The organism is Streptomyces canarius (genome assembly GCF_014650735.1).
Taxonomy (GTDB): Bacteria; Actinomycetota; Actinomycetes; order Streptomycetales; family Streptomycetaceae; genus Streptomyces; species Streptomyces olivaceoviridis.
Genome location: NZ_BMVN01000175.1, coordinates 1 through 1,425, shown reverse-complemented (window position 1 = coordinate 1,425; position 1,425 = coordinate 1). Strand labels below are relative to the sequence as shown.

Annotated in this window: 3 protein-coding genes; 1 reads left to right on the top strand and 2 read right to left on the bottom strand. The window is 67.4% G+C overall.

The window, feature by feature from the left end; genetic code table 11:
- Both IE294_RS48895 and IE294_RS46670 read right to left on the bottom strand, forming a co-directional pair.
- The coding region (locus IE294_RS48895) for a DUF6207 family protein (RefSeq protein ID WP_229918271.1) at positions 1-189 on the bottom strand (189 nt) is incomplete at its 3' end.
- A 183-nt stretch (positions 190-372) separates the two neighbouring features.
- Positions 373-534 carry a hypothetical protein gene (locus IE294_RS46670; RefSeq protein ID WP_189895381.1) on the bottom strand — a complete coding sequence of 54 codons (162 nt, stop codon included), beginning with the start codon at positions 532-534 and terminating at the stop codon, positions 373-375.
- Between the two features lie 548 nt (positions 535-1,082).
- Here IE294_RS46670 and IE294_RS46665 point away from each other — a divergent pair.
- The gene (locus IE294_RS46665; RefSeq protein ID WP_189895380.1) at positions 1,083-1,418 is read left to right on the top strand and encodes a PadR family transcriptional regulator; all 336 of its coding nucleotides are present in this window, start codon (positions 1,083-1,085) and stop codon (positions 1,416-1,418) included.
- Positions 1,419-1,425 lie beyond the last annotated feature (7 nt).

Sequence of the window (1,425 nt, the reverse complement as noted above, 5' to 3'; positions counted from 1 at the left end):
GAGCAGCTCCTGGATCGCGACGGCGGTTGCGTCATCGGTGGCCGCGACCTCCACCACCGCCAGGCCCGGCACCGCCAGCGAGAAGCTATGTCTGAGGCAGGGAGGTAGGAGCCGTCCGCGAACGCTTCCTGGAAGCCGGTGGGGCGTTGGGGGCGCGAGGCACCGGCCCTCTTCGAAGCCGTACGCCATGTGCACGGGCTCCGTGCCGTTGGTGGGGTACGTTCCTGTCGCGGACGGTGTCCGCGTGATGCTGGCCAGACGGTGGCCAGAGCCCCGCCCGTCCACGGGTACGAGCCGTGGGCTCCTTGAGGACAAGACTCTGGCCTCGGTGGTGCGGCCTCAGCTCTCAGCCGAGGCCGCGGCCCTTCGGCATCACTTCCACTTGTCGTAGAAGTACGTGATGACCAGCAGGACTTCGCAGGCCGCCGACACGGTGTCCGACCTGATGCGGAGTTGGACGGACCTCTTGAACCGGCTCCTCCATTCGCTGTGCGCCTTGAAACCGTGGTCTTTCCCGGATCGACGGGACGGCATCTGAGCCGACCCCCCTTCAGCCGGGCGGGGAAGCGCCCCGCGTCGCTGAGAGCGTTCGCCGCGCCCCCAGCTGGTCCAGGCGCGCCCAATCCGCTCCGCGGAGAACCGAAGACCGTGAACTCCTCGGTTTCCAAGGACAGTAGAGACCCGCTCCCACCAGCGTCATCGGTTCTGAGGGGAATCTGAGCATCACGACCGGTAGTAATCGGACGCGTTCCGTAGTCCTCGTAGCCCGGACGCGTACCGGCTGGACAGCGGAAACCTCCGCAGCCGCAACCCCGCCTGGCGGCGTCCTCGCTGGTCAGCGTGACTTCCCTAGTCCGCGCGCGTGCACACGCTGCGTACCAAGCCGCCCTGTTCACGCGGCTGGGGGCAGAAGAGGGTCCAGATGAAGGCTGCTCCTCGTCGAGGGCGACAACCATGTCGCCGCGGCCCGCTGCCGGCACATGGCGTGAGGGGGCAGCCGTCGAAGCCGACGCGTGAGAGGTGCCGGGGGCCGGGCGGACACGAAGCCAAGCTCCGTACTCGATATATGGTTCACTGAGGGTATGACACCTCTCCGGCTCACGAAGCCGCTGATCGCCGTCCTGAATGAACTGCTGGATGCGAAGAGGAACGAAGAAGAGATCTGGGGCCTGGAGATCTGCCGGAAGGCCGACCTCGGCCCTGGCACCGTGTATCCCATCCTCGACCGGCTCACCGAACGCGGCTGGGTCACCAGCCGGGAGGAAACCGGCCCGCACCCTGGTCGCCCCGCGCGCCGCTTCTTCGCATTCACGGGCGCGGGACACGAGCAGGCGACCCATGCTCTGCAGATGCGTGAACTGAGTCGCACCAGACGAGGCCTGAAGCCCCGAGACCCGGGGCCTCAAGACGCCGGCTGAGCCTTGA